The organism is Caulobacter sp. GW821-FHT11E11 (assembly GCF_058808315.1).
Genome location: NZ_JBXARO010000004.1, coordinates 557,173 through 582,766 on the forward strand (window position 1 = coordinate 557,173; position 25,594 = coordinate 582,766).

The 25,594-nt window shown below is 68.4% G+C and carries 29 protein-coding genes and 1 pseudogene; 16 read left to right on the plus strand and 14 right to left on the minus strand.

Annotation, left to right across the window (positions count from 1 at the left end; translation table 11 throughout):
* The first annotated feature begins 29 nt into the window (after window positions 1-29).
* Together AC1RR5_RS12955 and AC1RR5_RS12960 are read left to right on the plus strand one after the other, a co-directional pair.
* Window positions 30-563, plus strand: coding sequence for a lipocalin family protein (locus AC1RR5_RS12955; RefSeq protein WP_492922045.1), 534 nt, complete (start codon window positions 30-32; stop codon window positions 561-563).
* Window positions 530-1,096: a lipocalin family protein gene (locus tag AC1RR5_RS12960; RefSeq protein WP_492922102.1), complete on the plus strand. Its 567-nt coding sequence runs from the start codon at window positions 530-532 to the stop codon at window positions 1,094-1,096. Before AC1RR5_RS12955 ends, AC1RR5_RS12960 begins: the two co-directional genes overlap by 34 nt.
* Here AC1RR5_RS12960 and AC1RR5_RS12965 read toward each other — a convergent pair.
* Window positions 1,093-2,118, minus strand: a complete 1,026-nt coding sequence (locus tag AC1RR5_RS12965) for a hypothetical protein (protein ID WP_492922046.1) — start codon at window positions 2,116-2,118, stop codon at window positions 1,093-1,095. The two genes, AC1RR5_RS12960 and AC1RR5_RS12965, sit on opposite strands and share 4 nt — an antisense overlap.
* Window positions 2,119-2,261: 143 nt before the next feature.
* Between AC1RR5_RS12965 and mmcB the strand changes: the two genes are divergently transcribed.
* Window positions 2,262-2,717 (plus strand): DNA repair putative endonuclease MmcB, encoded by a 456-nt coding sequence (mmcB, locus tag AC1RR5_RS12970; protein WP_492922103.1) that lies wholly within the window; start codon window positions 2,262-2,264, stop codon window positions 2,715-2,717.
* 128 nt (window positions 2,718-2,845) lie between these two features.
* Here mmcB and AC1RR5_RS12975 read toward each other — a convergent pair whose 3' ends face one another.
* Window positions 2,846-3,169, minus strand: coding sequence for a hypothetical protein (locus AC1RR5_RS12975; protein ID WP_492922047.1), 324 nt, complete (start codon window positions 3,167-3,169; stop codon window positions 2,846-2,848).
* 47 nt (window positions 3,170-3,216) lie between these two features.
* Window positions 3,217-5,058 (minus strand): DNA helicase RecQ, encoded by a 1,842-nt coding sequence (recQ, locus tag AC1RR5_RS12980; RefSeq protein WP_492922048.1) that lies wholly within the window; start codon window positions 5,056-5,058, stop codon window positions 3,217-3,219.
* Between the two features lie 277 nt (window positions 5,059-5,335).
* On the opposite strand from recQ, the gene AC1RR5_RS12985 reads away from it, so the two are divergent.
* A complete protein-coding gene (locus AC1RR5_RS12985) occupies window positions 5,336-7,297 on the plus strand; it encodes a transglycosylase domain-containing protein (RefSeq protein ID WP_492922049.1) in 1,962 nt (653 codons plus the stop codon).
* Between the two features lie 52 nt (window positions 7,298-7,349).
* On the opposite strand, the gene AC1RR5_RS12990 is transcribed toward AC1RR5_RS12985, so the two are convergent.
* The 3 genes from AC1RR5_RS12990 to AC1RR5_RS13000 all read right to left on the minus strand — a co-directional run bounded on the left by AC1RR5_RS12990 (window position 7,350) and on the right by AC1RR5_RS13000 (window position 10,087).
* Window positions 7,350-8,069, minus strand: a complete 720-nt coding sequence (locus AC1RR5_RS12990; RefSeq protein ID WP_492922050.1) for a M48 family metallopeptidase — start codon at window positions 8,067-8,069, stop codon at window positions 7,350-7,352.
* Between the two features lie 49 nt (window positions 8,070-8,118).
* Window positions 8,119-9,381: a polyhydroxyalkanoate depolymerase gene (locus tag AC1RR5_RS12995; protein WP_492922051.1), complete on the minus strand. Its 1,263-nt coding sequence runs from the start codon at window positions 9,379-9,381 to the stop codon at window positions 8,119-8,121.
* Between the two features lie 88 nt (window positions 9,382-9,469).
* Complete coding sequence (locus AC1RR5_RS13000; protein ID WP_492922052.1) at window positions 9,470-10,087, minus strand: SCO family protein; 618 nt, start codon at window positions 10,085-10,087, stop codon at window positions 9,470-9,472.
* 74 nt (window positions 10,088-10,161) lie between these two features.
* On the opposite strand from AC1RR5_RS13000, the gene AC1RR5_RS13005 reads away from it, so the two are divergent.
* Both AC1RR5_RS13005 and spdR read left to right on the plus strand, forming a co-directional pair.
* Window positions 10,162-11,562 carry an ActS/PrrB/RegB family redox-sensitive histidine kinase gene (locus AC1RR5_RS13005; RefSeq protein WP_492922053.1) on the plus strand — a complete coding sequence of 467 codons (1,401 nt, stop codon included), beginning with the start codon at window positions 10,162-10,164 and terminating at the stop codon, window positions 11,560-11,562.
* Window positions 11,563-11,638: 76 nt separating this feature from the next.
* On the plus strand, window positions 11,639-12,196 hold the full coding sequence (gene spdR, locus AC1RR5_RS13010; RefSeq protein WP_291880393.1) for a stationary phase response regulator transcription factor SpdR: 558 nt from the start codon (window positions 11,639-11,641) through the stop codon (window positions 12,194-12,196).
* Window positions 12,197-12,368: 172 nt separating this feature from the next.
* Here spdR and AC1RR5_RS13015 read toward each other — a convergent pair whose 3' ends face one another.
* The 3 genes from AC1RR5_RS13015 to AC1RR5_RS13025 all read right to left on the minus strand — a co-directional run bounded on the left by AC1RR5_RS13015 (window position 12,369) and on the right by AC1RR5_RS13025 (window position 14,321).
* Complete coding sequence (locus AC1RR5_RS13015; protein ID WP_492922054.1) at window positions 12,369-13,154, minus strand: SDR family oxidoreductase; 786 nt, start codon at window positions 13,152-13,154, stop codon at window positions 12,369-12,371.
* A 208-nt stretch (window positions 13,155-13,362) separates the two neighbouring features.
* Window positions 13,363-13,650, minus strand: a complete 288-nt coding sequence (locus tag AC1RR5_RS13020) for a 4a-hydroxytetrahydrobiopterin dehydratase (protein ID WP_492922055.1) — start codon at window positions 13,648-13,650, stop codon at window positions 13,363-13,365.
* Between the two features lie 29 nt (window positions 13,651-13,679).
* Entirely contained in the window at window positions 13,680-14,321 is a 642-nt protein-coding gene (locus AC1RR5_RS13025) for an HAD-IA family hydrolase (protein WP_492922056.1), read from the minus strand.
* 139 nt (window positions 14,322-14,460) lie between these two features.
* On the opposite strand from AC1RR5_RS13025, the gene AC1RR5_RS13030 reads away from it, so the two are divergent.
* The 5 genes from AC1RR5_RS13030 to AC1RR5_RS13050 all read left to right on the plus strand — a co-directional run bounded on the left by AC1RR5_RS13030 (window position 14,461) and on the right by AC1RR5_RS13050 (window position 18,233).
* Complete coding sequence (locus AC1RR5_RS13030; RefSeq protein WP_492922057.1) at window positions 14,461-14,961, plus strand: hypothetical protein; 501 nt, start codon at window positions 14,461-14,463, stop codon at window positions 14,959-14,961.
* 73 nt (window positions 14,962-15,034) lie between these two features.
* Complete coding sequence (locus tag AC1RR5_RS13035; protein WP_492922058.1) at window positions 15,035-15,139, plus strand: hypothetical protein; 105 nt, start codon at window positions 15,035-15,037, stop codon at window positions 15,137-15,139.
* 53 nt (window positions 15,140-15,192) lie between these two features.
* Window positions 15,193-17,274 (plus strand): AsmA family protein, encoded by a 2,082-nt coding sequence (locus AC1RR5_RS13040; protein WP_492922059.1) that lies wholly within the window; start codon window positions 15,193-15,195, stop codon window positions 17,272-17,274.
* 92 nt (window positions 17,275-17,366) lie between these two features.
* On the plus strand, window positions 17,367-17,690 hold the full coding sequence (locus AC1RR5_RS13045) for a DUF3060 domain-containing protein (RefSeq protein ID WP_492922060.1): 324 nt from the start codon (window positions 17,367-17,369) through the stop codon (window positions 17,688-17,690).
* Window positions 17,691-17,957: 267 nt separating this feature from the next.
* On the plus strand, window positions 17,958-18,233 hold the full coding sequence (locus tag AC1RR5_RS13050) for a YjhX family toxin (protein ID WP_492922061.1): 276 nt from the start codon (window positions 17,958-17,960) through the stop codon (window positions 18,231-18,233).
* Here AC1RR5_RS13050 and rsmD read toward each other — a convergent pair.
* Window positions 18,220-18,789, minus strand: coding sequence for a 16S rRNA (guanine(966)-N(2))-methyltransferase RsmD (gene rsmD, locus AC1RR5_RS13055; protein ID WP_492922062.1), 570 nt, complete (start codon window positions 18,787-18,789; stop codon window positions 18,220-18,222). The genes AC1RR5_RS13050 and rsmD overlap by 14 nt on opposite strands.
* Window positions 18,789-19,427, minus strand: a complete 639-nt coding sequence (locus AC1RR5_RS13060) for a TMEM175 family protein (RefSeq protein ID WP_492922063.1) — start codon at window positions 19,425-19,427, stop codon at window positions 18,789-18,791. The genes rsmD and AC1RR5_RS13060 overlap by 1 nt, the downstream gene beginning before the upstream one ends.
* A 132-nt stretch (window positions 19,428-19,559) precedes the next feature.
* Here AC1RR5_RS13060 and AC1RR5_RS13065 point away from each other — a divergent pair, with 132 nt between their 5' ends.
* Together AC1RR5_RS13065 and AC1RR5_RS13070 are read left to right on the plus strand one after the other, a co-directional pair.
* The gene (locus AC1RR5_RS13065; RefSeq protein WP_492922064.1) at window positions 19,560-20,522 is read left to right on the plus strand and encodes a CPBP family intramembrane glutamic endopeptidase; all 963 of its coding nucleotides are present in this window, start codon (window positions 19,560-19,562) and stop codon (window positions 20,520-20,522) included.
* Window position 20,523: 1 nt separating this feature from the next.
* Window positions 20,524-20,655 (plus strand): annotated as a pseudogene (locus tag AC1RR5_RS13070) (hypothetical protein); the annotation flags it as partial.
* Between the two features lie 20 nt (window positions 20,656-20,675).
* Here the strand turns inward: AC1RR5_RS13070 and AC1RR5_RS13075 are convergent.
* Entirely contained in the window at window positions 20,676-21,962 is a 1,287-nt protein-coding gene (locus AC1RR5_RS13075) for a pseudouridine synthase (RefSeq protein ID WP_492922065.1), read from the minus strand.
* A gap of 52 nt (window positions 21,963-22,014) precedes the next feature.
* Here AC1RR5_RS13075 and tadA point away from each other — a divergent pair, with 52 nt between their 5' ends.
* Window positions 22,015-22,503, plus strand: a complete 489-nt coding sequence (tadA, locus tag AC1RR5_RS13080; RefSeq protein WP_492922066.1) for a tRNA adenosine(34) deaminase TadA — start codon at window positions 22,015-22,017, stop codon at window positions 22,501-22,503.
* Here tadA and AC1RR5_RS13085 read toward each other — a convergent pair.
* Window positions 22,496-22,894: a flagellar basal body-associated FliL family protein gene (locus tag AC1RR5_RS13085; RefSeq protein WP_492922067.1), complete on the minus strand. Its 399-nt coding sequence runs from the start codon at window positions 22,892-22,894 to the stop codon at window positions 22,496-22,498. The genes tadA and AC1RR5_RS13085 overlap by 8 nt on opposite strands.
* Window positions 22,895-23,013: 119 nt before the next feature.
* Here AC1RR5_RS13085 and pseB point away from each other — a divergent pair, with 119 nt between their 5' ends.
* A complete protein-coding gene (gene pseB / locus AC1RR5_RS13090; RefSeq protein ID WP_492922068.1) occupies window positions 23,014-24,054 on the plus strand; it encodes a UDP-N-acetylglucosamine 4,6-dehydratase (inverting) in 1,041 nt (346 codons plus the stop codon).
* Window positions 24,051-25,208, plus strand: coding sequence for a UDP-4-amino-4,6-dideoxy-N-acetyl-beta-L-altrosamine transaminase (pseC, locus tag AC1RR5_RS13095; protein ID WP_492922069.1), 1,158 nt, complete (start codon window positions 24,051-24,053; stop codon window positions 25,206-25,208). Before pseB ends, pseC begins: the two co-directional genes overlap by 4 nt.
* Here the strand turns inward: pseC and AC1RR5_RS13100 are convergent.
* Window positions 25,205-25,516 carry an EthD family reductase gene (locus AC1RR5_RS13100; RefSeq protein ID WP_492922070.1) on the minus strand — a complete coding sequence of 104 codons (312 nt, stop codon included), beginning with the start codon at window positions 25,514-25,516 and terminating at the stop codon, window positions 25,205-25,207. The genes pseC and AC1RR5_RS13100 overlap by 4 nt on opposite strands.
* Window positions 25,517-25,594: the final 78 nt, after the last annotated feature.

The window sequence follows — 25,594 nt, forward strand, 5'->3', positions numbered from 1 at the left end:
GTTTGGGCGGACCTAGCAAAGGTTCGCCCATGCGCTTTTCAAAGTCCGTCCTGGCGACCGTGTTCGCCATGACCCTGGCGGTCGGCGGCGCTCTGGCGGCCGCCAAGCCGCCGACCAAGGCCGTCTCGGCCGAGTTCTATTCCGGCCGCTGGTACGAGATCGCCCGCACCCCCAATGCCGGCCAGCGCAACTGCGAGGCGCCGACCACCGACTTCACCACGCAAGGCTCGACCTTCAAGGTCCGCCAGATCTGCCATCGCGGCTCGCCCCTGGGCGAGGAGAAGGTCTTCACGACCAACGGCCGCATCCTGGACGGCAGCCAGAACACCCGCTTCACGATGAGCTTCTTAGGGGGCCTGAAGAAGCAGGAATACTGGGTGCTGGACTGCGCCGCCGACGGCTCGTGGGCGATCATGGCCACGCCGGGCGGCAACTTTGTCTGGCTGATCTCGCGCGTCGCCGACATGCCCGTCGCCACCAAGGCCGTGGCCCTCGAGCGGGTCAAGGAACTTGGCTACGCGAAACTCGAATTCCCGCAACATCCGCCAGGAGCCGGCGCTTGAGACTTCCCTTCCTCGCGGCGGTCGCCGCGCTGGGCCTGAGCGCCTGCGTCGCCGGTCCCGTCGGTAACCCGAACCCGCCGCAGCCGGCCAAGGCTGTCGACCTCGAACGCTATGCCGGCCGCTGGTACGAAGTCGCCCGCTACGACATGCGGTTCGAGAAGGGCTGCGAGGGCGTCACCGCCGAATATTCCAAGCGTCCCGACGGCCTGATCCGGGTGGTCAACACCTGCCACCAGGGCGCGGTCGATGGCCCCGTGAAGGTCAGCGAGGGCAAGGCGAAAATCGCCGACGCCGCGACCAACGCCAAGCTGAAGGTCAGCTTCTTCGGTCCGTTCTTCTTCGGCGACTACTGGGTTCTGGACCATGCCGACGACTACGGCTGGTCGATCGTCGGTGAAGGGTCCGGGCGCTATCTGTGGCTGCTGTCACGCAAGCTCCCGACCGAAGCCGACCGCGCCGCCCTGACGGCGCGCGCCAAGGCGCTGGGCTATGACACCAACCTGCTGCGACCGACCCAGCAACCGGCGCCCTAGGGGCGCTTGCTGGGCCAGGTCAGGTAGCCGTCCTCGTCACGGCCGGCGGCATGACGCCGGATCGGCGGCGGCGCCTGCGGCCTGAAGTCCGGCAGCGGCGTGGGCTCGGGATAGGACGCATAGACCGGCAGCGACGGCGCGGATGGCGGCCGGATCGCGATCTCGGTCTCGCCGGTCGCGGCGACGTCGGCGTGGGAGATCTGCGCCTGTCGCGCGAGCATGGCGCGAACGGGCTCAGGCGGCGGCTTTGAAATGGATGCGGCCAGGACTGGCGCAGGCGGCGGCGGGATCGGCGGCGGCGGTGGCGGCAGAGTGGCCTCAGGCGGCGGCTCGACCGGCGGCGGGGCGGCGATCGGCATGTCCCGCTGGGCGATCGCCTGCGGCGCCGCCATGGAGCCGTCCAGCTTGTCCAGCGCGCGGCTGAACTGCGCCTGGCAGTGCGTCGTCGCCAGGGCCATCTTTTCCTTCAACAGGGCCGCGCCATCCTTGACTAGGTCATCGCGGCTCATGCCCTCGACCTTCCCCGTGCCCCAACCGCAGCCGTCCTCGAGGACGACCTTCGCGGCCTGGACATCCACCACGACCATCTTGGCGGAATACCCGACCACATAGCTGTTCCAGTGGAGCGGCCGGTACATGTGGTTCCAGGCGGTGGTGTTCACCGCCACGATGTAGCGCGCGCCGGGCGCGGCGGCGGCCAGGGGCCTGGGCTTGAATCGGCCGTCGGTGGCGATCGGCTGCTCGGAGAGCACGGCCCCGCGCCGGTCGGCCAGGTCGCGCGCCACGCCGCTGGCCAGGGCCACGGCCGGGTCGGCGACGCCGTTCTTGCGGATCAGGTTCTTGCCGCTCTCCAGCATGACGACCGCGCCGAGCATGCCGCCGATCAGCCCGGCCTTGGCCGGCGTCATATCGAGATAGCTGGGCGCGGGACCGCTGCCGTAGGCGATGGTTTCCTGCGCGGTCGCCGTCTGGGCGGACGCCAGCGCCACCGACGCCAGACCGATGCTGAAGAATTTCGACACGAAGGCCCCAAGCGCAGCGACCGGTCCCCCGCCGATCGAACGCCACCATGGCGGACAGACCTTGCGCTGAGGTTGAGTGCCTTGGTTTACGCGCGCTAACGCTGGGCTTGTTTCGCGAACAAAGCTGGAACATGATCGCGGCGATGGACGTGATTATCGAACTTCAGACCCGGCCGGAGACCACCCTGGCCGTGACGCGCGGCGCCGCCCGGCTGCTCGTGGATCTGGGCTATGCGCCGCTGGCCGAGGTGACCCTGCCTAATGGCCGGCGGGCCGACCTGATGGCGCTGGGACCCAAGGGCGACGTGCTGATCGTCGAGGTGAAGTCGGGGCTGGAAGACTTCCGGGTCGACCGGAAGTGGGGCGAGTATGCGCCCTATTGCGACGCCTTCTACTTCGCCGTTGCGCCGCATTTTCCCGAGGGCATCCTGCCGGACGAGCCGGGGCTGCTGGTCACCGACGCCTTCGGCGGCGCGGTCGTGCGAGAAGCGCCGCTCACGCCTTTGGCGCCGGCGCGTCGCAAGGCCCTGACGCTGGCGTTTGCGCGCCTCGCGGCCTTGCGGGCCGCGGGGGTGCAGGCCGAGCGGCTGGCGCTGTAGGCCTCCCAACCCCGCTCATCCCCGCGAAAGCGGGGACCCAAGCTGAGTTGGAAGGCGATCCCAAACCGCGCAGCAGGCTGAGCGTTCGCTTGGGTCCCCGCTTTCGCGGGGATGAGCGGAGGAAGGAGTTAGTCCAGATTCCGCGCGATCAGGAACCCCACACCCAGACCGATCGCGAAGGCGCCAATCGCCACGCCCATCGGGTGTTCTTCGGCGGTGTGATGGGCGACCTGGGCCTTGTCGCGGGTCCAGGCGGCTCCGACCTTGGCCTTTTCAGACGCGAAGGTGCGAGTCTGGGCGGCCACTTCGGTGGCGGTCTCGCGGGCCGACTTCACGGCCTTGCTGACCGCTTCCTTGGCCTTTTGGGTCTTTTCGGCGGTCGTTTTCTTCGCACCGTCCAGCGCGGCGGCGGCGGACGAGGTGTCGGGGGTAAAGCTGCTGATGTCAGTCATGGGGGAGGCTCCTCGGCTTGACCCCGTACCAACTCGCCCAGCGCCGTTTAGTTCTCCCGCACCACCTTCAAAACCGCATCGCCATAACGATCCAGCTTGCCTTGGCCCACGCCGCCGGCCTTGCCCAAGGCCGCCAGGCTTCCCGGACGCGCCGCGGCAATCTCGGCCAGGGTGGCGTCGTGGAAGATGACATAGGGCGGCACATGCTGGGCCTGGGCCTGCTCCTTGCGCCAGGCGCGCAGGGCCTCGAACAGCACCTGGTTCTCGCTGGGAATGGTCAGGGCCTTGCCCTCGCGGCGCTTGCGGGCCCCGGTCGCACGGCCGGTCTCGGGGGCCTCGGCCATCTGGCGCAGGGCCACCCGGCGCTCGCTGCGATAGACCTGCCGCACGCCCTCGACGTCGCCCAGGCCGATCAGCGGCCGGCCGTCATTGGGATCCTCGCGCAGCAGGCCCTCGAAGATTAGGGTGTCGAACAGGTCGCGCCAGACGGGCTGGCTGAACTCGCGACCGATGCCGAAGGTCGGCAGCTGGGCTTCCTGGGGCGTGACGTCCTTGGTCTTGCCCATTAGGTGCTCAATCAGCCGGCCGCGTCCGAAGCGACCGCCCATGCGGTGCACGGCTGACAGCGCCTTCTGGGCGGCCTCGGTGGCGTCGATGCCGGTCGGCGGCGCGACGCAGATGTCGCAGACGCCGCAGGGAGCCACGCCCTCCTCGCCGAAATAGCGGCGGACGGCGGCGGCGCGGCAAGTGACGCCCTCCATCATCGAATAGAATTGGCGCAGCTTGCGCGACTGGGCCTGCTTGACCTCGTCGGGCGCGTCCTTGGTGTCAATGCGGCGACCGGCCCAGGCCATGTCGGCCGAGCCGTACAGGGTGATGCCCTCGGCCGGCTGGCCGTCGCGCCCGGCGCGGCCGACCTCTTGCCAATAGGCCTCGATGGCGGCCGGCGGGTCGGCGTGGATCACGAAACGGACGTCGGGCTTGTCGACGCCCATGCCGAAGGCGATCGTCGCCACCATCACGGCGGCGTCGGCCTCAAGGAAGTCCTCCAGCCGCTTGGCGCGCACGGCCTTGTCCAGGCCGGCGTGATAGGCGAGGGCCGGAATGCCTTCGGCGATGAGTTTCTCGGCCAGTTTCTCGGTCGAGTCGCGGCTGCCGGCGTAGACGACGCCGGCCCGGCCCGGACGCTCCAGCACCAGCTCAACCACCCGGTCATGACCCTTGCCGCGCTTGCGCTCGGCGCTGAGCGCCAGCTCCGGACGGGCAAAGCTGTCGACGAACTCGGCCGCGCCCTGCAGGCGCAGCTCGGCGCGGATGTCGTCGCGGGTGCGGGCGTCGGCGGTGGCGGTGACCGCCAGCCGCGGCACGCCGGGGAACAGCTCGGCCAGCCGCCCCATCATCCGGTATTCGGGCCGGAAGTCGTGGCCCCACTGGCTGACGCAGTGGGCCTCGTCGACGGCGATCAGGGCCAGCGGTGTGCGCGCCAGGCGATCCAGCATCCACGGCTGCATCAGTCCCTCGGGCGACAGGTACAGCATGTCGACCTCGCCGGCGTCGATGCGCCGCCAGATGTCGCTGCGCTCGTCCATCGAGACGTTGCTGTCCAGCCGCTCGGCCGCCACGCCCGCCTGGCGCAGGCCCTGGACCTGGTCGGCCATCAGGGCGATTAGCGGCGAAATGACGAGGCCCACACCTGGCCGGATCAGCGACGGAATCTGGTAGCACAGCGACTTGCCGCCGCCGGTGGGCAGCACGGCCATGGCGCTGTGGCCGGCCAGGATCTCGTTGATCACCCCGGCCTGCATGCCCCGGAAATCAGCATGTCCAAAGGTGCGCCGCAGGACGTCGCGGGCGTGGTCGAGTTCGGGGGATTCGGGAGGAACGTACACGGGGGCTCTTTTGGCAGCCCCGGACGGCGAGGCCAAGGAGTCCAGCGCGACTTGGGAGCCCTCAGATGACGAAGCCATAAACGTCATGGTCGTTCGCTGTTTGTTTCCTCAATTATAGGTGGCACAATGGCGCCGAGAGACCACCGCCACAAGAGCGCCGCAACGGTTGTTCACTTCTCGTCAATCTTGTCGCGCGTTCTGTGGGCTTCGGCTAAACGGAACGCGCGTGAGCGCGTGTGATTGCGCGCCTCTCGGCGCACTTGGAAACAGGACGACCATGGCGAACGGACCCTTCGGCGGGAACAAGGCGGCCAAGCCGCAGCGCACCCCGCTCCAGGCCCTGGTCTATTGGGGCACGGTCCTGGGCGTCTGGGGCCTGATCTTCGTCGTGGCCTTCTTCGCGGTGTTCGCCAGCGACCTGCCCGACACGTCCAAGCTCTATGACGTCAAGCGCCAGCCCTCGATCAACTATCTGGACCGCTCGGGCGCCCTGCTCGCGGTGCGCGGCAGCCAATATGCGCCGCCGGTCGATATCGACGCCCTGCCGAAATATGTGCCGGCCGCCTTCGTGGCGATCGAGGACCGCCAGTTCTACCATCACTTCGGCTTCAACCCCTGGGGCATCATCCGGTCGCTGGCGTGGAACGCCACCCATGACGGTCCCCAGCGCGGCGGCTCGACCATCACCCAGCAGCTGGCCCGCAACCTGTTCCTGAGCCCGGCCCAGAACTATCGCCGCAAGGCCCAGGAGTTGATCCTGGCCGTCTGGCTGGAGCTGAAGTTCAGCAAGAGCCAGATCCTGGCCCTGTACATGAACCGGGTCTATTTCGGCGCCGGCGCCTATGGCATCGAGGCCGCTTCGCAGCGCTACTTCAACAAGCCCGCCAAGGAACTGACCATCGGCGAGGCCGCGCTGCTGGCCGGCATGATGAAGGGCCCCGCCCGCTATTCGCCGGTCTCGGCCAAGGAGCGCGCCGCCCGCCGCGCCACGATCGTTCTCGACGAGATGGTGCGCATCAAGGCCATCACCGCCGAGCAGCGCGACGAGGCCTTCCGCACGCCGGTGCAGGTCTCGGCCACCCTGGCCAACCAGCGCGCTCAGTACTTCACCGACTATATCGACGCCCAGGTCCGCTCGCTGGTCGGCGAACCGACCGAGGACCTCGTCGTCGAGACCACGCTGGACCTGCCGATCCAGGTCTCGGCCGAGCGCGCCGTGAAGCTGGGCGTCGAGGGCCACGGGGCCCAGGGCGTGCAGCAGGCGGCCCTGGTCGCCATCGACGGCGAAGGCCGCATCCGCGCCTATGTGGGCGGCGCCGACTATGCCGACAGCCAGTTCGACCGCGCCACCACCGCCCGCCGCCAGGCCGGTTCGGCCTTCAAGCCGTTCGTCTACCTGACCGCCATGGAGGCCGGCCGCACGCCCGCCGTCATGGTCGTCGACGAGCCGGTCAAGATCGGCAACTGGGAGCCGCGCAACTACACCAACAAGTACCTGGGCCCGATGACCCTGCAGACGGCCCTGGCCCAGTCGATCAACACGGTCGCCGCGCGCCTGGCCAACGAGGTCGGCACCAGCAACGTCGCCAACACCGCCAAGCGGCTGGGCATCACCAGCAAGATCCAGCTGGACCCGTCGATGGCGCTGGGCGCGGTCGAGGTTTCGCCGATGGAGATGGCCCAGGCCTACGCCCCGTTCTCGAACGGCGGCTTCCTGGCCAAGGGCTACGGCATCGAGCGCATCCGCACCGCCAGCGGCAAGGTGCTGTACGACCACAGCGTCGACCGCCAGGCCCGGTCGGCCGTGATCGGCTCGCCGGCCCTGCAGTACATGAACCAGATGATGCGCACGGTCGTGACCTCGGGCACCGGCGCGCGCGCCAAGGTCGCCGGCTACGACATCGCCGGCAAGACCGGCACGACCAGCGACTACAAGGATGCCTGGTTCGTCGGCTATACGGGCGGCTTCGTCACCGCCGTCTGGACCGGCAAGGACGACAACACGCCGATGAAGCGCGTCACCGGCGGCGGCGCGCCCGCCGAGGTCTGGCGCACCTTCATGTCGGCCGCCCTGCCGCGCCTGAAGGCCACCCCGATCCCGGGCGGCGTGGTCGAGCCTCCGCCGGTCGAGAACACCGACCCGATCGGCGACTTGATCAACCCGACCCCGACACCGGAAGGCCCGGCGGCCGAGACCCCGGCGGGCACGACGCCGCCGGCCGATCAGCTGCCTTACTAGGACGAAAACAGAGAGGCTCTCCCGCATGGCGGGGGAGCCTTTTCTCCATGGGCTAAGCCCCGATCGCGTGCAGTTCCGCCGCGTGGGCTCTCAGCCACGCGCGGTGAGGCGCGGGATCACCGACCAGCTCTTCGCACAGCGCCCAGAAGCGCGGCCCGTGATTGGCCTCGATCAGGTGCGCGCATTCGTGGGCGACGACGTAGTCGGCCACCGCCGCCGGAGCCAGAATAAGCCGCCAGCTGTAGCGGATCGCCGCCGGCGTGCGGGGCGTGGCCGGGCGGCACGAGCCCCAGCGCGCTTTGGGATCAGCGACGGCCACCGAGGGCATCGGCCGGTTCAGGGCGGCGGCGTGGACGGCGGTGCGTTCGGTCAGGATGGCCAGCGCCTCGCGCTTGGCCAGGCGCACGACCTTGAGGCCCCAGTTGGCGTCGTCGGGCGCGACGATGCGGTCGCCGTCGATACGGGCGCGGCCGGGGCCAGCCTCAAGCCGATAGGCCCGGCCGTTCAGGCGCAGGGTCCCGCCAGGGGCCAGGCTCATCCGCTCGGGCAGGGCCGCCAGCTGCTTGGCGATCCAGCCGGACTTCTCCTGGGCGAAGGCGACGGCCTCGTTCAGGCGCTTGGGATTGGGAGCCAGGGCGACGATCTCGGACTTGGCCCGGTCGACGCGCAGCGAGATCCGCCGCGCCCGGCCGTCCACCCGCAGGCGGACCGGCCAGCCGCCGATCTCCAGTCGATCACCGTCGGAAAAACGTTGGGCAGCGCGCGCGAACATCAGCGCCTAAGATCGTGTGCGCCGAGGCTCGCCGCAAGCGTCCGTAACGTTACGCCTCTTCCTCGAAGTGCGGATCGCACTTGCGGATGAACTTGCGCACGCGCGGATAGATCTCTTCCCGGAAGCGGCGACCGTTGAACACGCCGTAGTGGCCGACGCTGGGCTGGACGTAGTCGAGCTTGAGATCGTCGGGGATGTTGGCGCACAGGCCGTGGGCGGCCTGGGTCTGGCCGATGCCGGAGATGTCGTCGTTCTCGCCCTCGACCGTCATCAGGCCGATGTCGGTGATGGCTTCCGGCTTCACCAGGGTCCCGCGGTGCATCAGCTCGCCCTTGGGCAGCAGGTACTGCTGGAAGACGATGTCGATGGTCTGGAGATAGAACTCCTCGGTCAGGTCCAGGACCGACAGATATTCGTCGTAGAACTCCAGGTGCTTGTCGGCGCTGTCGCCGTCGCCCTTCACCAGGTCGTTGAAGTAGCGGCGGTGGGCTTCCTGGTGGCGCTCGGCGTTCATGCTCATGAAGCTGGCCAGCTGGACGAAGCCCGGATAGACGCGCCGCCCCGCGCCCGGATAAGGCGGCGGCACGGTGTAGATCATGTTCGACTGGAACCAGGTGAACGGCTTTTCCTCGGCCAGCTGGTTGGTCACGGTCGGCGACAGGCGCGCGTCGATCGGCGAGCCCATGAAGGTCATGCTGGCCGGACGCGAGGGGTGGTTCTGCTCGGCCATCAGGGCGACCGCGGCCAGGACCGGCGGACCGGGCTGGCAGACGGCCACGACATTGGGGCGCGGCCCCAGCACCGACAGCATCTGGATGATGTGGTCGATATAGTCGTGGAAGTCGAAGCGGCCTTCCAGGACCGAGACGTTGCGGGCGTTGACCCAGTCGACGATGAACACCGAATGGTCGGGCAGGAACGCCTCGACCGTGCCGCGCAGCAGGGTGGCGTAGTGACCCGACAGCGGCGCGACGATCAAAACGGCGGGGTCCAGGCTGAACTTGCCGGCCCGGCGCATGTCGGCCATGTCGCGATCGAACTGGATGACGCGCGCCCAGGGGCTTTGCCAGACGATGGTCTCACGGACGCGGACGTCGACCTGGCCGATCTTGACCGTGTCGATGCCCCACTTGGGCTTGCCGTAGCGCCGGGTGACGTTGGCGAACAGATCCGCGCCGGCGTGCATGCGTCGGCCCAGCGCCGAGTCGGCGGCCGGATTCAGCGGCGATCCCCAGAAGTCCCGAGCCGCCAACGCCATCTGGCGCATGGGGGTGGAGGCGTAATAAGCCGCCTCATGTAGAGCGTAGAGCATGGCGCACTCGCGATGTTGCAATGCAACATAACACGCCGAGACCTAAGAAAGTCTACTCTTTCACGACATTTTGCACCGCGTCACAGCGTCACCGCTCGCTGAGATGGTAGCGCTCCCAGCCTTCGCGCATCGCGTCGGAGATCCGGCGGGCGATCTCGTCCGGCGGGGTGCCGTACGGGATGACCGTCTTGTAGCGGCCCTTGGGGTCCATCAGGTAGGTCACCGTCGAGTGGTCCATGGTGTAGCCGGGACCCTCGCCGTTCTTGGCGTAGTAGACCTTGTAGGCCTTGGCGGCGACCTGGATCTGCTCGGGCGTGCCCGTCAGACCGATGGTCGACTTCGGGATGAAGTCATTCGACAGGTAGGTCTTCATCTGCTCGGGCGTGTCGCGGCCCGGATCGACCGAGACGAAGACGATCTGCAGGTCCTTAGCCTTGGGACCCAGCTGGTCGGTCGCCGCCGACAGCGCCTGCAGCGTGCCGGGGCAGACATCGGGACAGTAGGTGAAACCAAAGAACACCAGGCTCCATTTACCCTTCAGCACCTTCTCGGTGGCGGGCTTGCCGTTCTGGTCGACCATCTGGAACGGACCGCCGATCGGCACGGGCGGCTCGGATTTGAAGACCCCGGCGTTCCAGGCCAGACCCGCAGTCACCGCGAGGCCGACGACGCAGGCCAGGATGAGCAAGAGGCGGTGACGAGGCATGTGCATTTCATCCATTTGCGGCCGCCCGATCTTTTACTCTCGCCAGGCGCGAGATTATGGTCAATCTTGCGGTCATGACTGACGTTTCGTTCGCGAGAACGCCCGACGATCAACGTCATAAAGGGCTCGATAATCCGGGTGACGAACCGGCGCAAGACGACGCCTGGTCGTGGACCGCGCCAGGGCTTCGCCGTGGACGCTTAAGGGTTCGCACCCTGCTGGCCCAGCGCTGGCTTTCGGTGGTCGGGCAGACCGCTGTCCTGCTGATTGCGGGCCTCGCCCTGAAGTTGCAGGTCCAGTGGGCGCTGTGCTTCACCCTGATCGCCCTGTCGGCCTGGCTGAACGTACTGCTGGGTCTGGCGTCCAGCGGCCAGAGACTGGCCCGCGACGGCGAGGCCACCGCCCAGATCGCCTGGGACATCCTGCAGCTGTCGGCCCTGCTGTACCTGACCGGCGGGGCGCTGAACCCGTTCTCGCTGCTGCTGATCGCCCCCGTCACCCTGGCCGCGGCCACCCTGCCCGCGCGCTACGCCCTGGGCCTGGGCCTGCTGGCCATCGCCTCGACCGTGATGCTGGCCCTGTTCCACATGCCGCTGCCGACCCTGGCCGGGCAGGCGCCGTCGCCGACGCCCACCGCGCTGATGCTGTGGACCATGGTCTGCGCCCGCATCTTCGGCATCGCCATCACCGGCGCCTATGCCTGGCAGGCCGCCAGCGAGTCCGCCCGGATGGAGCTGGCCCTGAACGTCACCGAGACCGTGCTGGCTCGCGAACAGCGGCTCTCGGCGCTGGGGGCCCTGGCCGCCGCCGCCGCCCACGAGCTGGGCACGCCACTGGCCACCATCTCGGTCGTCTCGCGCGAAATGGCCCGCAACGCCGTCAGCGAGGAGATCCGCGAGGACGCCGAACTGCTGATCGGCCAGGCCGCCCGCTGCCGCGAGATTCTGCAGCGCCTGACCGAAATGCCCGAGGCCAAGGACGCCGTGCACGAACGCATGAGCCTGGTCCAGCTGGTCCAGGATGTGATCGAGCCGCACCTGGTGCATGGCATCCGCGTGGAAGCCGTCGTGAACGGCCCTTCGGGCGAGACCGCGCCCGACATCTGGAGGCGGCCCGAGATCATCCACGCCATGACCTCGATCGTCGAGAACGCGGTCGATTTCGCCCGCAGCGAGGTGATCGTCATCGCCCGCTTCGACGCCCGCTACATCGTCATCGAAGCCCGCGACGACGGCGCCGGCTTCTCGCCGGAAGTGCTGGCCAAGCTGGGCGAGCCCTATGTCACGACCCGTCCCGGCGCGGAAGGATCTCGCACGGGCCATATCGGCATGGGGCTGGGCTTTTTTATCGCGAAGACTCTGCTGGAACGAACCGGCGCCACAGTGGATTTCCGCAATGGACGTCGTGGCGGCGCCGTAGTTTCGGCCCGCTGGCCCAGGCCCGCGCTTGAAGCTCCCGGCTTTATCGGGGCTTGAAGTACGGTGCGTATCCTGGAAACTATGGGTTGTTATTTGGCCTGTTGAGTATTGGCGCTGGGGAGGCGCGGACTTCATGGCGGATATTGGTGAGCTGGTCGCGGCCCTGCCGGACAAGACGCTGCTGCTGCTGGACGACGACGGCCCGTTACGGACGCGGCTGGGTCGCGCTCTCGAGCAGCGCGGCTTCGAGGTGACCCTGGCGGCTTCCGTCGCCGAGGCCCTGACCATCCTGCGCGGCGCCGCTCCGGCCCACGCGGTGCTGGACATGCGGCTGGAGGACGGATCGGGCCTGAAGGTGGTTGAGGCGGTGCGCGACGCGCGCCCCGACGCCAAGGTCATCATGCTAACCGGCTACGGCAACATCGCCACGGCCGTGGCGGCGGTGAAGGCGGGGGTGGTCGACTACCTGTCCAAGCCGGCCGACGCCGACGACGTGGCCCGCGCCCTGCTGGCCGCCAAGGACGCCGCCCCGGCCCCGCCGGAAAACCCGATGAGCGCCGACCGCGTGCGGTGGGAACACATCCAGCGCGTCTACGAGATGTGCGGCCACAACGTGTCGGAAACGGCCCGGCGGCTGAACATGCACCGGCGGACGCTGCAGCGGATCCTGGCCAAACGGGCGCCGCGCTGATCCTTATCCCCTCTCCCCCTGCGGGAGGGGTGGCCCGAAGGGCTGGGTAAGGGGTCGCACAGACAGAAACGCCGCGACGGCCGAAAGGCTTGTCGCGGCGTTTTGCGGTCTTCAACCCCTCATCCGTCGCCTGCGGCGACACCTTCTCCCGCAAGGGGAGAAGGGAACGCGATCACATCGCCGAAATGCCGCCGTCGACCTTGATCTCGGCGCCGGTCATGAACTTGCTCTCGTCGCTGGCGAGATACAGCACCGCGTTGGCGATATCGTTCGGCTCGCCGATCCGGCCCAAGGGGACTTGGCGGGCCAGCTTGGCGAAGGCCTCTTCCTTGCCGAACCGGGCCGAGAAGCCGTCCAGGATCGGGGTGTCGATGAAGGTCGGGTGGATCGAGTTCGAGCGGATGTCGAGCTTCATCTTGGCGCAGTACAGCGCGATGTTCTTGCTGAGCAGCCAGACCGCCGCCTTCGAGGCGTTGTAGGCGGGCGAATTGCCGTTGGCGATCAGGCCGGCGATCGAGCTCAGATTGATGATCGAGCCGGGCTGGTGGGCGCGCATGTGGGTCAGGGCGTGCTTGGCGCCCAGGAAGACGCTGTCGACATTGACCGACATCACCTTCTTCCAGAGGCCGAAATCCAGGCTCTCGATGGGCCCATCGCCGCCGATGCCGGCATTGTTGACCAGCACCGACAGGCCGCCCATGTCGCCGGCGGCCTTCTCCAGCACCTCGATCCACTGGTCTTCCTGGGTGACGTCCAGCTGGTAGGCGAAGGCCGTGCCCGCGCCGTGGGCGGCGTTGATCTCGTCGGCCACGGCTTGCGCGCCGGCCAGGTTCAGGTCGGCCAGGGCGACCTTGGCGCCCTCACCGGCCAGCATCCGCCCCGCCGCCGCGCCCAGACCCTGGGCGCCGCCGGTGATGAAAGCCTTCTTGCCGGCGACCCGGCCCGTGCTCTGCGCCATTTGCGGCGTCCTCCCGATTATAATTCAAACGATAGTTTGAACTGGAAGGGAGCAGGAGGGAAGAGCCGATCGTGGACGCCCCCTCCGTCACGGCCGTATTCGCGCCGCGCCACCTCCCCCGCAAACGGGGCAGGAGGAAGCCGCTACTCCTCCCCCGTGAAACGGGGGAGGTGGATCGCTGCGGATACGCAGCGAGACGGAGGGGGCGCTAGGCCGCCACCCCGTCCATGAATTTGGCGAGAGTCACATCCAGCTCCGTTACCCCATCCGCGTCATGCGTCGTCAATAACACCTCGACCCGGTTGTAGACATTAAACCACTCGGGGTGGTGATCCAGCTTGTCGGCCATGATCGCCACGCGGGTCATGAAGCCGAAGGCCTCGTTGAAGTCCGCGAACTTGAAGGTCTTGGCGATGGCGTCCTTGTGGTCCGGAGCGGCGCTCCAGCCTTGCAGCTGGGCGATCGCGGCGTCGGCGCCGATGCGGGGACGGGACATGGAGGTTTCTCCGAAGGGACTTTGCCCCCTCAGAACGACAATCCGGTCGCTTCGGCAAGGTCACTCAGCAACTGATCCTCGGTCGAGACCTTGATGGCCGTCATGCCCAGGGCCGCCGCCGGCTTGCAGTTGATGCCCAGGTCGTCGAGGTAGACGCAGTTCTCCGGCGCGACGTCCAGGCGCTCACACATCATCTGGTAGATGCGCGGATCGGGCTTGCGCACCCCGGCCTTGGAGCTTTCGATCACCGCGTCGAACAGGGCCATGATCTCGCCGACCGCCAAGGCCTTGTCGGCGCTCTGGGCCATGCCGGGACCGTGGCCGGTGGGGACGTTGTTGGTGATGCAGCCCACCTTGAACCGGGCCTTGCAGGTCTTCAGCGCGTCCAGCACCCGGGGCCGCAGGTCGCCATAGAGCAGCGGCAGAACCTCGGCGCCGCGCACGGCATGGCCCAGGCGCGTGGCCTCCTCCAGGAACAGTCCGTCGAAGGCGGCGGCGTCGATCTCGGCCCGCTCGAATTTCGCCCAGGCGTTCACGTCGCCGTCCGTGGCGTTGACCGTGCGGATGAAGTTCTCGGGCAGGCCGCGTTCGATCTCATAGCGGCGGAAGGCCTCGAACGGCGAGGTCGTGAACACGCCGCCGAAATCCCAGATCACCGCCTCGATCGCCATGGCCGCCCCTCAAACACTTGTTTGATCCACGCTAGCCGCAACGACCGCAGAGGGGAAGCGCCGCTTAGGTGCAAGGCCACGCTCGCGCGTTGGGTGAAACCGCATTCACGGTCGCGGCGAAAATGTTTTGTTAACCTCCATGATCGCGTTCCGCCTCGTTCCCGTCCTGGTTCTGACCCTGGCCAGCCTCGCCGCGCCGGCGATGGCCCAGTCGCATCGGGGCGTGGGCCTGCCGCTGGATTCGGAGCTGCTGCCGCCGAACTCGGGACCGGGCGACTGCGTCGTGCGCCGGGTGACCGGCCCGGGCGGCGCCTATCGCTGGGACCGCGTCGAGTGCGACGCCCAGCAAGGCTGGTCCGATCACGATCAATGGGGTTACGGCAACCGCCGTCTCGAAATCGAGACACGCGGCGGCTATGACGCGCCCTACGGCCGTTACGACGGCGATCGCTATGGCGAGCGCCGTCACGACCGTCAGGTCAGCCAGTATGACTACCAACACGCTCGCGCATACAGCGATGGTTACGAACAGGGCCGTGGGGGCCCCGCCGTAAGCTATCCGCCGCCTTATGCGTACGGTTACGTCGCCGCCGGGCGCGACGAGGCCGGTTATCTGATCTGGCCCGGAAAGACGCCCTAACCCAAAGCGGGTGGCGCCGCCCTTGCGCCGAGAGCGTCGACTTGCGCCAAAATGGGACGGGGGAATTTTTATCATGCGTACGCCGAGCCGACCGCTTTTCAAGGTCTATGAACTCGTGGCCATTGCCGTCTTCATCGTGGCGGCCGCCGCGGTGAGCAGTATCGGTTTGGTCTACTAAAGACCGAACCTTTCGGGTCAAATTGGAACAGGATCACCGGCTCCACGCGTTGTGTGGGTTCAACCGGAGCTACGATCCTGTCCACCGTCGACGCCATGCCCGCGCCCAAGCCGCCCCGGAACCCGTTCCGAGGCCTGTCTCGACGCGCGCGCATCGGCATCGGTGCGGCCCTGACTCTGCTGGCCGCGATCATCATCTTCCTGGTGATCTTCGACTGGAACTGGCTGCGCGGTCCGATCGGCCGCTACGCCTCTGTGCAGTTGCAGCGCGAGGTGGTGATCGCCGGCGACCTGCGGGTCCATCCCTGGTCGTTCTCGCCCAAGGCCGAGGCCTATAACCTGCGCATCGGCCAACCGGCCTGGGCCAAGTCGGTCGACAAGGACGCGGGCCAGATGGCCCAGGTCCAGCGCTTGGCCGTGCAGATCAAGATCCTGCCGCTGCTGAAGGGCGACGTGATCCTGCCGTTCCTGGCCATCGACAAGGCCGACGTGCGCCTGCTGCGCGACAAGGACGGCCGGGCCAACTGGACCTTCGGCGCGGCCAAGAGCGACAAACCGCTGAAGCTGCCGGCCATCCAGCGCTTCGTGATCAACGAAGGCAAGCTGCGCGTCGACGACCGCAGCCGCGGCGCGCTGTTCGTCGGCACCGTCAACGCCCAGGAACGCGCCGGCGAAAAGGGCGGCCGGTTCGTGCTGGAGGGCAAGGGCAGCCTGAACAACTCCGCCTTCGTGGCCCAGGTCACCGGCGGCCCGCTGCTGAACATCTCGCCCAGCCGGCCCTATCCGTTCGACGCCGACATCCGCGCCGGCTCGACCCGCATCACGGCCGAGGGCAACGTGACGAAGCCGTTCGACCTGGGTCGTTTCGAGACCCAGCTCAGCATCGCCGGCGCCGACCTGAACCGGCTGCACGACCTGACCGGCCTGACCCTGCCCAACACCCCGCCCTACAAGATCGCCGGCCACCTGGTGCGCAAGGGCGACCGCTACGACTTCGAAAAGCTGTCGGGTCGGATCGGCGACAGCGACATCCGCGGCGACCTCTTCGTGCTGACCGGGCGCGAGCGACCCTATCTGGAAGCGCAGCTGCGCTCGCGTCGCCTGGACTTCGACGACCTGGGCAGCCTGTTCGGCGCCGCCCCAGCCACGGGTCGCGGCGAGACCGCCTCGGCCGGCCAGAAGGTCGAGGCCGCCCAGCGCGACACCGTCCAGCGCCTGCTGCCCGACGCCACCTTGCAGGTCGACCGCGTCCGCGCCATGGACGCCAAGGTCACCTATCGCGCCGACACCGTGAACGCCCCGAACCTGCCCCTGCGCAAGGTCAGCCTGGACATGACGCTGGACAAGGGCGTGCTGACCATGGACCCGATCGCCTTCACCTTCTCGCGCGGCGATCTGAAGGGGAAGGTCCGCCTGGACGCCCGCCCGGCCGTGCCCAAGACCGACATCGACGTGCGCCTGCTGAACGCCCGCCTCGAGGACTTCATCCCGTTCAAGGCCGACGGCAAGCCGGCCATCGAGGGCGCGGTCATGGCCCGCGCCAAGCTGACCGGCACCGGCAACAGCGTCCACCGCGCGGCCTCTTCGGCCGATGGTTCGGTGACCCTGGTCGCCCCGCGCGGCCAGATCCGCCAGGCCTTCGCCGAGCTCCTGGGCGTCAACGCCTCCAAGGGCCTGATCCTGCTGCTGTCCAAAAGCGACAAGGAGACGCCGGTGCGCTGCGCCGTCGCCGACTTCGACGTCAAGAACGGCGTCATGACCACCAACACCCTCGTGGCCGATACCGGCGTGGTGTTGGCGCGCGGCCGGGGCACGGTGGACCTGCGCACCGAGCGCATGGACTTCCGCATCGAAGGCGACAGCAAGAAGCCGCGCCTGGTGCGGCTGTTCATCCCGATCACCATCAAGGGTCCGATCATGGCCCCCAAGCCGGGCCTGGACGCCAGCAAGGCGGTCGGCCAGGGCGGCATCGCCGCGGCCCTGGGCTCGCTCGTCAACCCGCTGGCGGCGCTGCTGCCCTTCGTCACCACCGGCGAGGCCAAGGACGCCGACTGCGCCGGCCTGGTCAGCGAGGCCCGCCAGCAGGGCGCGCCGGTCAAGGTGACCCAGACGACCCCGGCCAAGGTGAAGAAGTAGCCACCTAAGGTGGAGCTTTTGAGCGCCTGACGTGTTTAGGCGGGGCCGAGCTTGGCGCTCGCGCACGACCCAATCGTAAGGATCGATGCATCATGGCCTTCATTTCCCTGCTCGCGCTCGTGACCGGCTTGGCCGGCGCACCCGACGCCGTTCGCGTCACCGGCATCGACCAGACGCGCACGATCGAGTGCGACGGCCGCGCCGCGATCGTCGAGGGCACGGACCACGACCTGACCTTCAAGGGCGCCTGCGCGGGCCTGACCCTGACGGGCACGGGCAACAAGGTGACCATTGATCTCGCGCCAGGCGCGACCGTTTCGGTGACCGGCACGGACCAGACCGTCCGCTGGCGCTCGGCCAAGCCGCCCAAGGTCAGCGTCACCGGCATCGACAACAGCGTCAGCAAGGCGCCCTGAGCTGATCAGGACGCGGCGGGCTTGAGCTTCGCCGCGTCCTGCCCCATCTTCCCGCCACCAACTCTTCTAGTGTGGTTCATGTCCGAGATTGTGCGTGAGGTCCGGGCCTAACAGGCTCCGAACCTCGGTTCGAAAGTCGATTTAGGCTCGCTCCGCCCGCGTGTTCCGCCCTGGGCGTGACTAGTCACGCCCAGACTTTGAGAAAAGTAGGGTCTCGAAGAGACCCGGGGATACGCGATCGTACGCCTCGATCTCTCGGACAATCCCTTGAACATCTCCAAACCGCAGCAACGGACGCTGCATGCTCTGGCCCAAGGCGGCCGGATCGAACTCGAACGCGACGACAACGGCAAGATCATCGCGGCCGACTGCATCACCCGCGACGGCTGGGCGCTGACCGACTGCTCGGTCGGGGTCTTCCAGTCGCTGAAGCGCAAGCGGCTGATCGCCAGCCAGGACGGCGGGCCCTACCGGATCACCCGGCTGGGGCTCGGCCATCTGCGCGCCCAACTCGACAACCGGGTGGGCACTAGGGCGTGGTGAGCTTGTAGAACAGGACGCGCGCGGCGCCGTAGTCGCGCGCGTCGATTTGCTCGAAGCCTTCCAGCACCGGATCGACCTCGCCTCGGCCACGCTCGAACATCACGATCGCGCCGGGGGCCAGCCAGTCGTGGGCCTTCATCTCGGCCACGGCCTTCTCGCCCAGGCCCTTGTTGTAGGGCGGGTCCAGGAAGGCGATGTCGAACGGCGCGCCGGCGCTCGCCGGACGCGGGCCCAGGTCGGTGGCGTCGCGGCGGTGTACACGGGTGACGCCGAACAGGTGCATGGCGTCGATGTTCTCGCGGATCGCCCCGCGCGCGGCGTCATCGGTCTCGACGAACAGGCAGAAGGCCGCCCCGCGCGACAGGGCTTCCAGCCCCAGCGCGCCCGAGCCGGCGAAGACGTCGATGACCCGCGCGCAGTGCAGCTCCGGCGCCCAGGCGGCGTGCTCCAGGATGTTGAACACGGCCTGGCGGGCGCGGTCGGAGGTGGGTCGGGTCACCCCGCCCGGCGGCGTCGCGATGGCCTTGCCGCGATACTGGCCCGAGACGATGCGCATCAGGCGGCCGCTTCCGACGTGGGCTTGGGGGCGAGGCGACGGCCGGCCAGATTCAGGCCGACCACCAGCAGGACCAGCAGGCCCCAGCCCCACGGGAAGACCAGGCTGAACAGGGTCAGGCCGCACATCAGGCCCGGCAGCAGCGCCACCCGCACCAGCACGAACCACGCCTCGGCGGCCGGCATCGGCTCGGTCAGCTTGCCGATGAAGGCCGCATAGGCCCAGACCACGCCCATGGCCACGCCGATCAGGGCGACCAGCGCGACATAGACCAGCACGGCCTGTCCGCCGTGGCTCTCCCACAGCAGCTCGGTGGCCAGCGGCAGCAGGGCGATCAGGCCCAGCACCAGGAAGTTGACGAAGTCCAGCACGCCGTTGGCGCGGACCAGGCGCGCGAACACCCGGCGGTGACTGAACCAGCACACCCCGACCACCGCGAACGACACGGCATAGGCGGTGAGCTTGGCGCCCATCTGGCCAAACAGGTCGGCGACGCCGTGCCAGTGGTGCGGCGGATGGATCTCGATGGCCAGCAGGGTGATGGCGATGGCGAACACGGCGTCGGAGAACAGCACCAGCCGGTGCAGGTGTCCGGGCGTGCTGTCGTGCCCGCCTTTGCTCAAAACGCCGTCGCTCATGCCTGTCCCCTTACAACCGGTAACGGGATGTGTGCCGTCCCGAAGGCCCTGCGGCAAGCACGCGCTTTACAAGATCGCGGCCGTTCCCTCTTAGTCGCCGCGAACAGCCAGAGAGGCGATCGGGCGATGCGCATGGGCGAGCTGATGGAGGCGGTGAAGCAGTCGCGCTTCCTGGCCGACCTGTCGCCCTATGACCGCGACCCGTGGCGCACTGCCTTTGCCGTGCCGATCGGCGTGCTGGCCGGGGCCGTGGCGGCCCTGGCGGGCGGCGCGGTGGCCATGCTGATCTCGATGCTGGTGATCAGCGGCCTGGACGGCGCGCCGGCCGCCGGCGAGCTGTTCGCCGTCTTCTCCGATCCGAACCTGGCCGAGCCCTCGGGGCGCCAATCGCTGTTCATCCTGGCCACCCTGGCTGGCGTGAACCTGGGCGCGGCGGTCGGCTTCGTGTTCGCCGCCGGGGCCATCCACCACCGCAAGATCACCGACTACGTCAATTGCGGCGAGCCCGTGCGCTGGCGCCTGCTGCTGGGCGGCCTCGTTCTGGTCGGCGTCGTGATGATCGCGGTCGTGACGGTCGCCGCCCTGGGCGGCGAGGCGATCGATCCGCCGCTGTGGAAGGTGTCGCCGAACCTGGTCGGCCGCAGCCTTTACGGCCTGATGGCCGTGGGCCTGCTGATCCTGGCCGCCGCCGCCGAGGAGCTGGTCTTCCGGGGCTGGCTGCTGAAGCAGAGCGCGGCCTATGTCCGTGACCCGATCGTGCTGATGGTGCTGAACGGCCTGCTGTTCGCCGCCATCCACCTGGACCCCAATATCGACGCCTTCCTGGTGCGCGCGGCCATGGGCGCGGGCCTGACCTGGATGGCCCTGCGCCTGGGCGGCATCGAGCTGGGCATCGGCGCCCACGCGGCCAACAACGCCGTCATCCTGCTGCTGATCCGGCCGATGACCACCCGCCCCGACACCCCGCACGAGTTCAAGGCCGGGCTGATCGCCAGCGCCCTGGTGGTGCTGGCGGGGTTTATCGCCGTGGCCGAACTATCGGTACGCTGGCCGGCGCTGCGTCGCTGGACCGGCGTGCGGACGGCGGCGGCTTAGACGCAGCAACGCCCCCTCCGTCTCGTCGCGTATCCGCGCCGATCCACCTCCCCCGCAAGTGGGGCAGGAAGGAAGCGGCATCCTCCTCACCCGTGAAACGGTGGAGGTGGCGCGATGCGAATACGCATCGTGACGGAGGGGGCGCTCGCGCGCTTATCGCTTAGGACCACCGCGCGGAACATTGCCACGCGGCGCAGGTCCACGCGGACCCGCACCACCGCTCGGCTTGCCCGGAGAACGCGGCGCCGCGCGCCCCGGCTTTTCCGACACCCGACGCGCCGCGCCGTCCGCGGGCTTGGCGCCCGGACGGGCTACCGCCGGCTTGCCCCGCGCGGCGGGTTTGCCGATGTCGATGAACTTGCTCTCGATCGACTTGGGCGCGCGCTTGGCCTTGGGCGGGGCGATGCCCTTGCTGGCGCCCTTGGCCGGGGCGTGGGGCGAAACCTTCTTCTTCGGCTTGGCCCAGCCGGCCTTGTAGACCGGCTTCTCGGACTTCTCGGGCGCATCGATCACCACCGCGCGGTCGGCGCGCGGCGCGCCCCGACGCTGCAGATCACCGCCGCCGGGCGTGCCGGGGGCCTTCACGGCCGCCGCGATGCCGCCGAACTTGGGGCGATCGCCGGTCGGCATGTTCTCTTCGGAGACGATGCCTTCCATCAGCTCGCGGATCACCCGGGGGCCGACCTCCTCGATCTGGCCGGCTTCCAGCGGACCCAGCGAGAACGGGCCATAGGACATGCGGATCAGGCGGTTGACCTTCAGGCCCAGGGCTTCCAGCACCTTGCGGACTTCGCGGTTCTTGCCTTCCGACAGGCTGACCGTGAGCCAGATGTTCTTGCCGCCGCCGGCCTTGTCGTGGGCCTTGTCGATCTTGGCCTCGATGGCGCCGTAGGTGACGCCCTCGACGGTGATCCCGTCCTTCAGCTTGTCCAGCTTGGCCTGGGTGGTGTCGCCGAAGGCGCGGGCGCGATAACGGCGCACCCAGGCGTTGCTGGGCGTCTCCAGGGCGCGCGACAGCTCGCCGTCATTGGTCAGCAGCAGCAGGCCTTCAGAGTTCAAGTCCAGGCGTCCGACCGAGATCAGGCGCGGCAGGTCCTTGGGCAGCGAGCCGAACACCGTCGGCCGGCCCTTGGGATCGTTGTGGGTGGTCATCAGCCCGGTGGGCTTGTGATAGCGGAAGATCCGGGTCGGCTCGCGCTCGGCCACCAGCTGGCCGTCGACGGTCAGGAAATCGCCGGGCTGGACCTTGATCGCCGGGGTGGTCAGCACCTTGCCGTTGATCGCCACGCGACCGGCCTCGATCAGCCGCTCGACCTCGCGCCGCGAGGCTACGCCGGCCCGCGCCAGGGCCTTGGCGACACGTTCGCCGGGGCCGCCATCAAGCTCGCCGTCTTGACCCTCGAGGTGAGGCTCGTACAGGGGATCGTGTGGCTTGGTCATTTTCGGCGTCCTTCTCGGGCTGGGCGCATCTCTCGATGGGCTTTTCTTGGTAATGCGCACTGATCAGGACGAGGATCAAGACCACGCCATGATGCGGCTGGCGCTCGACGCCGCCCGCGCGGCCGCCGACGCGGGCGAGACGCCGGTCGGCGCGGTGATCCTGGATCCCAGGACCGGCGAGGTCATCGCCAGGGCCGGCAACGGCCCGATCGCCGCCCACGACCCCACGGCCCATGCCGAGATCGCGGTCATGCGGGCGGCGGCCGCCAAGCTGGAAAACTACCGCCTGACCGACCTCACCCTGGTCGTGACCCTCGAGCCCTGCGCCATGTGCGCCGGCGCGATCAGCCATGCGCGGATCGGGCGGGTGGTGTTCGGGGCCGAGGACCCCAAGGGCGGCGCGGTCGTGCACGGCCCGAAGTTCTTCGCCCAACCGACCTGCCACTGGCGGCCGGAGGTCACCGGCGGCGTGCTGGCCGAGGAGAGCGCGGACCTGTTGCGCGGGTTCTTCAGGGCCCGCAGGAAATCCAAAACTAGCTGAGCATCGCCGAGCCGAGCATGACCTTGGAGCCGGGCTTGCCCAGCACCTGGTCGGCGGCTTTCTGCAGTTCGCGGGCGACATAGTCGATGTCGGGGGCCACGCCGCCACGCAGGCCGGCGCAATAGATCATCAGCGCCTGGGCGAAGGCGGCCCGCAGGCGCGGGGTCGAGGCCTGGGCCCGCTTCATCAGCTCCGGATCCTTGACCTCGAGACCCGTCTCCACGGTCATCACGCCCCGGCGACCATCGCGGCGCAGGACGATCGCGTTGATCGGGTCCAGGGCGAAATAGGTGACGGGCTTTTCTTCCTTCTTGCCCTCATTCGCGAGGGCGGGAGTCGCGCCCGTGGCGGCGACCAGAAGGAGCGAGGCAAGGATGTGGCGACGGCGCATGACGCCTTGCTACCGCAACGTGGTTGACGTCCTCTTTACATCTGCAAGCGCATCAAGGGGCGTTAACCACGATTCGTAGCGACGCTCGGAAGCGCCGCGAACGTCGCAGGAGGCTGAACTTGGGCCGTTTTTCTCCCAAATCGCTCGATCTGGACGGCAAGGTGATCCTGGTCACCGGCGGGACAGGCTCTTTCGGCCGGCGATTCATCGAAACCGTGCTGCGCCGCTACGCCCCGCGAAAGGTCATCATCTATTCGCGCGACGAATTGAAGCAGAGCGACATGCAGCTCGAGATGCGCGAGCAGTTCGACGAGGCGACGGTCGCCAAGCTGCGGTTCTTCCTCGGCGACGTGCGTGACCGCGAGCGCCTGACCCTGGCCCTGCGCGGCGTCGACATCGTCATCCACGCCGCAGCCCTGAAGCAGGTGCCGGCGGCGGAATATAATCCGTCCGAGTGCATCCACACCAACATCATGGGCGCCGAGAACGTGGTCTGGGCCAGCCTCAACAACGGCGTGAAGCAGGTCGTGGCCCTGTCGACCGACAAGGCCTGCAACCCGACCAACCTCTATGGCGCGACCAAGCTGGCCTCGGACAAGACCTTCGTGGCGGCCAACAACCTGTCGGGCGACATCGGCACGCGGTTCTGCGTCGTGCGCTACGGCAATGTGGTCGGCTCGCGCGGCAGCGTGGTGCCGCTCTATCGCCGCCTGCTGAGCCAGGGCGCGACCGAGCTGCCGGTCACCGACCCGCGCATGACCCGCTTCTGGATCACCCTGAACGAGGGCGTCGACTTCGTGCTGTCGTCCCTGACCATGATGCGCGGCGGCGAGATCTTCGTGCCGAAGATCCCGTCGATGTCGATGCCGGACCTGGTCAAGGCCATGTCGCCGGACGTCGGCATGAAGGTCGTCGGCATCCGTCCCGGCGAGAAGCTGCACGAGATCATGATCAGCGCCGACGACTCGCGCTCGACCGTCGAGTTCGAGGACCGCTTCGCCATCGAGCCCAACTTCGCCGAGTTCGGCCGCACGCCCTACGCGGCCGCCGATGGCGCCAAGCCGGTCGCCGAAGACTTCTCGTACAGCAGCGACAACAACCACGACTGGCTGAGCCCCGAAGGCCTCTTGGCTATGCTGGAGGAGAAGGCCGCGCGATGAGCGGCTTCCTCCCCTACGGTCGCCAGACGATCGAGGACGACGACATCGCCGCCGTCGCCGAGGCGCTGCGTGGTGATTTCCTGACCACTGGCCCGACGGTCGAGGCGTTCGAAACCGCCTTCGCCGCCAAGGTCGGAGCGCAGCACGCCATCGCCGTCTCGAACGGCACGGCGACCCTGCACCTGGCGATGATGGCCCTGGGCGTCCGCGAGGGTGACGTCTGCGTCGCGCCGTCGGTGACCTTCCTGGCCACCGCCAACTGCGCCCGCTACGTCGGGGCCGAGGTGGTGTTCGCCGATGTCGATCCCGACAGCGGCCTGATGACCCCCGACACCCTGGGCAAGGCGCTGAACGGCATCAAGGGCAAGCGGGTCAAGGCGGTGCTGCCGGTGCACCTGCGCGGCGACGTCTGCGACCTGCCGGCGCTGAAGGCCATGGCCTCGGCGTCCGGCGCGGTGCTGGTCGAGGACGCGCCGCATGCGCTGGGCTCGATCGGCGCCTTCGGCGGCAAGGCCCACCCCGTCGGCGACGGCGCCTATTCGGCCTTCGCCAGCTTCTCGTTCCATCCGGTCAAGACCCTGGCCACCGGCGAAGGCGGCATGCTGACCACCAATGACGCCGCGCTGGCCGCCAAGGCCCGCCTGCTGCGCTCGCACGGCATGGTTCGCCAGCCGGGCGGCGATCCGTGGTGGTACGAGATGCCCGAGCTCGGCTTCAACTATCGCATCCCCGACGTGCTGTGCGCGCTGGGCCTGTCGCAGCTGGCCAAGCTGGATCGCTTCGTCGCCCGCCGCCGCCAGCTGACGGCGCTGTACGCCCAGCTGCTGGCCCAGCGCGCGCCGCGCGTGCGGCTGGCGTCGAGCCCGGCCCATTCGGATCCGGCCTTGCACCTGCTGACCGTGCTGATCGACTTCGAGGCCGAGGGCCTGTCGCGCCGCACCGTGGTCGACAGCCTCAAGAGCCAGGGGATCGGCACCCAGGTCCACTACATCCCGGTGCACCGCCAGCCCTACTATGTGAACCGCCAGGGCCTTGCGGATCTGCCCGGCGCGGACGCCTGGTACAAGCGCTGCCTGACCCTGCCGCTGTATCCGGCCATGACCGACGGCGACGTCGAGCGCGTGGTCGACGCCCTGGCCGCGATCCTGGGCTAGCGCGCCTCGCTGACCTGGGCGATCGGCTGGATGTCGGTGAAGTTGGCGACGTCGGCCATCACCTCCGGCCCGCGCGGTCCGGTCAGAGACGCCTGCAGCGCCGCCGCGTCGCGGAAGGTCAGGTTGACGATCACCAGATAGGGCGCGGAACCACCGCCCCCGCCGGCCAGGCCCTTGAGCACCTGCACGCTCTCCAGCCCCGTGGCCGCGAAGGCGTCCTTGACCAGCGGAATGTGGGTCGCCTCGTAGTAGTCGAGATCGAACTTCGCCCCGTCGACGGCGGGATAGAGGACGGTGAACACGGCCATGGCGGTCTCCCCTTGGTGATCCTTAGGCGACCCTACCGGGCGCCGCCGGGGAAGAGTCAAACGCCTTTCAAGCTTGGG